The following is a 5,600-nucleotide window of genomic DNA, read 5'->3' as shown; positions in this document are numbered from 1 at the left end:
GGGATCGTAGGCCTGTGCGGGAGCCAGCCCGCCGGCGCGGTCGTACCCGGCGGCGGCCATGATCCCGGCGGCGTGACTCGTCGTGACAGCGGTGATCCCGTAGATGTCGGTGCCGTGGAGCACGCCGCGCCGGGAGGGCGACCCGTCGGCGGGGACGGCCTCGGCGACGAGCGTGTACGCGGCAGCGCGGCGCTCGTCCTCGGCCGGGCCGGCGGGCAGCCGGTCGATCGCCCGATCCAGCAGGCGCCGGACCGGGGTGCGCAGGAGCAGCGCGATGCCGGGCGTGAGTGCCGGCACCGCGCGGGCCATCCGCGGGTGCGGAGCGAAGGTCGCCGCCGTGATCCGCGACACGACGCGCGGCGTGTCGACATGGCGGGGAACGGTGACGACCTCCCCGGAGGGGTAGCGCGCGACCGGGACCGTTCCGAGCCCAGGGATGTCGACGCGCTCACCGAGGGGCTGGCGCAGCTTCGCGATCGACCACGCACCGTGGTCGTACTCCCACTCCTCGCCGCTCATCATCAGCAGCGCGCTGTGCATCGTCCCGCGCGTCGCGCCGAAGCCCTGCACCGCGTAGGTGATCCGCAGCTCTCGCAGCGGGCCGAGGTCGGCGGCGGTGACCGCGCACAGCAGGTCTCCGGGCAGGTAGTCGAACCCCATCCCGCTGACCAGCGCGACCCCAGCCTTCTCGGCCGCGGGCCCGTGGACGTCGAGGCAGCGCTTGATGAACGGCTGCTCCCCGGTGGTGTCGACGTAGTGGGTGCCGGTGGCGATCGCCGCGCGCACGACGGGCTCGCCGACCTCCAGGAACGGCCCCGCGCACGCGATCACCGCGCCGCAGCCGTCGAGCGCGCCCCGCAGCGCGGCCTCGTCGGCGTTGCGAGCGGGCCGCACCACGTCGTCCGCGAGCCCGTTCGCGTGCGCGACCTCACGGAGCGACCCCTCCGAGCGTCCGCTGAGGACCACCTCGTGACCACGCCGCAGCAGTTCGGCGACGACGAGCCGACCCGTGTACCCGGTGGCGCCGTAGACGGCGATCGGTGCGGACGGGCCGGTGGGAGCGTCGGGCATCGCGGGACTGTATCCCGACCGGGTGCCGGGTCCGTCCCCGGCGGGGCCGCGCTCACGACGCCGCAGATCGCAGAGCCTGCGCCTACAATCCTGCCCGTGGCGCGAGCGAGCAGCACCGAGACGGCCATCCCCGTCGAGGACATCCTCGCTCGCGAGAGCGAGTGGCGCGTGCGCGTGGCCATCGCCAGCGTCCTCGCCGGCCTCCTGACACTCGGCGGAGGCATCGCCGCGGGCCTCATCTACCAGGACTTCCCGCGGGTGCTCCTGCTCGACGCCCTGCGTGACGCGGCGGGCCTCGACATCGGCCGGCCCGGCCTCCGCACGCTGCAGATCCAGTTCTACGACGACCACATGGTCGAGCTGCTGGTCCTGAGCGTGGCGCTCGCGTTCGGCGCGCTGCTGATGGGGGCCACGCTCGCCTATCTGGCGCAGGCCACCGCGGCGCGCCGAGCGGAGTTCCCGCGGTCGGTGATCTACGCGGTCGTCGCCGGCCCCGTCCTGATGGCCGTCAGCGAGCTCATGCTGCAGGTCGTCGTGGCGGTCCGTGCGAGCGACTTCGTCAGCGGCGGCGATCTCTCCACCCAGGCGGCCCACGACGCGCTGCGGTCGGACTTCCTCGTCGTGTCGCAGATCCTGCGACAGGTGGGACTGCTCGCGATCGGCTTCGCCTTCGTGCTCGTCGCGCTCAACGCGATGCGCGCCGGCCTCCTCACGCGGTTCATGGGCACCCTCGGCATCATCGTCGGCGTCCTCTTCGTGATCCCGCTCGGCGGGCAGCTCCCCGTCGTGCAGTCGTTCTGGCTGATCGCGATGGGACTGCTGATCGGCGGGTACTGGCCCGGCGGCGGGTTGCCGCCCGCGTGGCAGACCGGCCGCGCGGAGCCCTGGCCCACCCAGCAGGAGCTCCGTGAGCAGCGCGAGCGCGCGGCGGCGGGTCAGAAGGCCGACCGCGTCGACGCGCCGGAAGCCCCGAAGGATGCGCCGCCGCCGGCACCGGGTACGCCGGTCCGGCCGCCGCACCCGTCGTCCAAGAAGAAGCGCAAGCGCCGCTAGGGAGCGGCGCGCGCGACGCATCGCTCGCCGCGGGTCCGTCCCGTCGCGATCTCCTTGGCATGAGGTGAGCACGATCGGGCATGATCGGGTGGTACCCACCCGTGAGCATCACCCCAGGAGGAGATGTCGATGGCCGAGGCCCCCGGCGCCATGCAGTTGGAGCAGGATCTCGAAGCGCTGCTGGAGATCGAGACCTTCCCGCCGCCTGCGTCCTTCGCCGAGCACGCCAGGATCCACGACCGGTCGCTGCACGAGGCCGCCGCGGCCGACCCCGTCGGATGGTGGGCGCAGCAGGCCCGCGAGCTGCACTGGTTCGAGGAGCCGCAGACCGCGCTGGACGACAGCAACCCCCCCTTCTACACGTGGTTCAAGGGCGGCACCCTCAACGCGTCGTACAACTGCGTCGACCGGCACATCGAGGCCGGGCTGGGGGATCGCGTCGCGTTCCTGTGGCACGGCGAGGAGGGTGAGCAGCGCACGATCACCTACGCCGACCTGCACCGTGACGTGCAGCGGGCGGCGAACGCCCTGAAGGCCCGGGGCGTCGGCAAGGGCGACGTGGTCGGGATCTACCTGCCGATGATCCCCGAGGTGGTCGTCGCGATGCTCGCGTGCGCCCGGATCGGCGCCCCCCACAACGTCGTCTTCGGCGGGTTCAGCGCGGAGTCCGTGCACGAGCGGATGGAGGTCTCCCACGCCAAGGCGCTCATCACCGCCGATCACGGCCGGCGCAAGGGCAAGACGGCACCCGTGAAGTCCACGGTCGACGACGTCATGGGGTCGCTCGAGACACTCGAGACGATCTTCGTCGTGCGCAACACCGGCGAGGACTGCCCGATGACGGACGGACGCGACGTCTACTGGGACGAGGCGCTGGCCGCCGCCGACGTGCACTGCCCCGCCGAGCCCGTCGACGCCGAGCACCCGCTGTTCATCCTCTACTCGTCCGGCTCGACCGCCAAGCCCAAGGGCATCCTGCACACCACCGGCGGCTACCTGACCGGGGTGGCCTGGACCCACAAGTACGTCTTCGACCTGCGGCCGGAGGAGGACGTCTACTGGTGCTCGGCCGACGTGGGGTGGGTCACCGGTCACTCCTACATCGTCTACGGCCCGTTGATGAACGCGACCACCTCGGTGATGTTCGAGGGCGCGCCGGACTACCCGCACCAGGGCATCTGGTGGGAGCTGTGCGAGAAGTACGGCGTGACGCTCTTCTACACGGCGCCGACCGCGATCCGCGCGTGCATGAAGTGGGGCGCGGACAAGCCGGCCGCGCACGACCTGTCGAAGCTGCGGCTGCTGGGCTCCGTCGGCGAGCCGATCAACCCGAAGGCGTGGCTCTGGTACCACAAGGTCATCGGCGGCGAGCGCTGTCCGATCGTCGACACGTGGTGGCAGACCGAGACCGGCCACATCATGATCACGACCCTGCCGGGCGCCCAGTACGGCAAGCCCGGCTCGGCGGGCACGCCGCTCCCGGGGGTCTTCGCCGAGATCGTGTCGCCCGACGACGGCACCCCGGTGCCGGACGGCACGCAGGGGCTGCTGACGCTGACGAAGCCCTGGCCCGGCATGCTCCGGACCCTCTACGGCGACGACGAGCGCTACGTCGAGACCTACTGGGCGAAGTTCGGGCCGCGGACCTACTTCGTCGGCGACGCCTCCAAGCGGGACGACGACGGCTACATCTGGGTGATCGGGCGCGTCGATGACGTGCTGAACGTCTCGGGCCACCGGATGTCGACGGCGGAGATCGAGTCCGCGATCGTCTCGCACCACATGGTCGCCGAGTCCGCCGTGATCGGGCAGTCCGACGAGGACACCGGCCAGTCGGTGTGCGCGTTCGTGACGCTGGAGGGCGACTACGAGGGCACGCCCGAGATCGAGGCGGAGATCCGCGAGCACGTCGCCGCGCGGATCGGCAAGCTCGCACGTCCCAAGCGGATCGTGTGGTCCGACGATCTGCCCAAGACCCGCTCGGGCAAGATCATGCGCCGTCTGCTGAAGGACATCGCGGAGGGGCGTGCGCTCGGGGACGTCACCACGCTCCGTGACCCCACGGTGATGGCGCAGCTCGAGAGCAAGATCCACGAGGCGCAGTCGCAGGAGGACTGATCGATGAGCACGGGTTCGCGGACCTACGAGGAAGCGCGCGCGGCGCACGTCTGGGAGGTGCCCGAGCGCTACAACATCGCCCAGGACGTCTGCGACAAGCACCCCGCCGACCAGCTCGCGATGGTCTACGAGCGCTTCGACGGGCTGCGGCGGGACGTCGTGTGGGGCGAGTTGCAGGAGCTGGCCAACCAGGCGGCCCACGTGCTCCGGGCTGCGGGCGTCGAGAAGGGGGACCGCGTCGCCGTCGTGCTGCCGCCGTCGCCCGAGACCGCCGCGATCTTCTTCGGCACGTGGAAGCTCGGGGCGATCCTGCTGTCGATGTCGGTGCTCTACGGGGACGACGGGATCAAGCATCGCCTGCAGGACTCGGGCGCCAAGGTCCTCGTGACCGACGCGGCCAACGTCGGGCGATTCGACCCCTCGCTCGTCGAGACCGTCCTGGTGCTGGACGAGGGCGACGGGCTCCTCGCCGGCGCGCCGACCGACGCGGTGGTCGCGGACACCGCGGCCGACGACCCCGCGCAGCTCTACTACACCTCGGGCACCACCGGCCTGGCGAAGGGCATCCTGCACGCCCACCGCTACCTCCTGGCCCACAACGAGTTCGAGCACTCCCACGACGTCCAGCCCGGCGAGCGCTTCCACGGCATGGGCGAGTGGGCGTGGGCGGCCGGCATCGCTCCCCTGCTGGGACCGTGGCGGCTGGGGGCCGTCCAGTGCGTGCTGCAGCGCCAGGGAGGCTTCGACCCAGACCAGCAGCTCGACTTCCTCTCCCGCCACGAGGTCACGAACGTCTTCACCACCCCCACGGCGATGCGCTCGATGATGGGCATCGCCGACGCGGGCAGCCGGTACCCGCAGAGGTTCCGGATCGTCTGCAGCGCCGGTGAGCCCCTGAACCCGGAGGCGATCCGCTGGTTCCGCGAGCAGTACGGGCTCACGGTCCTCGACTACTACGGGATGACCGAGAGCTACCCGATGGTCGCCAACTACCCGTGGATGGAGGTCCGGGAAGGATCGATGGGCAAGCCGACCCCCGGCTGGGAGATGGCGATCCTCGACGAGGACGAGCAGCCCGTCGGGCCCGGCGAGCGCGGCGAGATCTGCCTCAAGGCCCGGTCCAACCCGCACTACCCGCTCGGGTACTGGAACCGCGACGAGGACACCGAGCGCGTGTTCGGCGGCCCGTGGTTCCACACCGGGGACGCCGCCAGCGCCGATGACGACGGCTACTACTGGTACGAGGGCCGCGCGGACGATCTCATCATCGCCGCCGGGTACCGGATCGGCCCTTTCGAGGTCGAGTCCGCCTGCCTGGAGCATCCGGCCGTGGCAGAGGCCGCCGCCGTCGGGTCGCC

4 protein-coding genes are annotated in these 5,600 nt (G+C 71.5%); 3 read left to right on the top strand and 1 reads right to left on the bottom strand.

Annotation, left to right across the window (positions count from 1 at the left end):
* Positions 1 to 1,071 (bottom strand): trans-acting enoyl reductase family protein (locus tag ABYE80_RS16115; RefSeq protein WP_372791326.1); only part of this gene is annotated, 1,071 nt, incomplete at its 3' end.
* Positions 1,072 to 1,167: 96 nt separating this feature from the next.
* Between ABYE80_RS16115 and ABYE80_RS16110 the strand changes: the two genes are divergently transcribed.
* The 3 genes from ABYE80_RS16110 to ABYE80_RS16100 form a co-directional block, all read left to right on the top strand.
* Positions 1,168 to 2,124 carry a hypothetical protein gene (locus tag ABYE80_RS16110; protein WP_372791325.1) on the top strand — a complete coding sequence of 319 codons (957 nt, stop codon included), beginning with the start codon at positions 1,168 to 1,170 and terminating at the stop codon, positions 2,122 to 2,124.
* Positions 2,125 to 2,253: 129 nt separating this feature from the next.
* On the top strand, positions 2,254 to 4,242 hold the full coding sequence (gene acs, locus ABYE80_RS16105) for an acetate--CoA ligase (protein ID WP_372791324.1): 1,989 nt from the start codon (positions 2,254 to 2,256) through the stop codon (positions 4,240 to 4,242).
* A 3-nt stretch (positions 4,243 to 4,245) separates the two neighbouring features.
* Positions 4,246 to 5,600: acyl-CoA synthetase (locus ABYE80_RS16100; RefSeq protein WP_372791322.1), on the top strand; the 1,355-nt coding region annotated here is incomplete at its 3' end.

The sequence above is a fragment of the Paraconexibacter sp. genome, from assembly GCF_041602235.1.
GTDB lineage: Bacteria > Actinomycetota > Thermoleophilia > Solirubrobacterales > Solirubrobacteraceae > Paraconexibacter.
Note: the sequence above shows the minus strand (reverse complement) of the source record. Positions and strands in the feature narration are given on the sequence as shown.

Coding starts and splice junctions, on each gene's coding strand:
- acs (WP_372791324.1), top strand. CDS start 2,254: ATGGCCGAGGCCCCCGGCGCCATGCAGTTGGAGCAGGATCTCGAAGCG.